This window comes from Pseudoflavonifractor phocaeensis (assembly GCF_016901735.1).
In the GTDB taxonomy this organism is placed as follows: domain Bacteria; phylum Bacillota; class Clostridia; order Oscillospirales; family Oscillospiraceae; genus Pseudoflavonifractor_A.
In genome coordinates this window covers 1-513 of sequence record NZ_JACLZC010000192.1, presented here as the reverse complement: position 1 = coordinate 513, position 513 = coordinate 1, and the positions used below count along the sequence as shown (strand labels likewise).

Genomic DNA, 513 nt, shown 5'->3' with positions numbered 1-513 from the left:
GCGTATTGGGTGCAGCGGCACGCTGCCAGTTCTGCATTGAGATGGAAACCGGTACCGGCAAGACCTATGTTTACACCAAGACCATCTTTGAGCTGAACCGCAAGTACGGATTCACCAAGTTTGTCATTGTGGTGCCGTCGGTGGCCATCCGGGAGGGTGTCTATAAGTCCTTTGAAATCACCAAAGAGCATTTTGGCCTGCAATACGACAACGTGCCCTGCCGGTACTTCATCTACAACTCCGCCAAGCTGTCCGATGTGCGCCAGTTCGCCACCAGCTCTAACATTGAAGTGATGATTATTAACATCGACGCTTTCAAGAAGGCGGAGAACATTATCAACCAGGCCCAGGATCGTTTGGGCGGCGAGACGGCCATGGGCTTTATTCAGAATACCCACCCCATCGTCATCATCGACGAACCCCAGAGTGTAGACAATACACCAAAGGCCAAGGAAGCCATTGCCACGCTCAATCCCCTGTGTGTGCTGCGGTACTCCGCTACCCACCGGGAAA

1 protein-coding gene is annotated in these 513 nt (G+C 53.0%); it reads left to right on the top strand.

What is annotated here, in order from left to right; all coding sequences use genetic code 11:
* Window positions 1-513: DEAD/DEAH box helicase family protein (locus H7U37_RS15215; RefSeq protein ID WP_204877003.1), on the top strand; the 513-nt coding region annotated here is incomplete at both ends.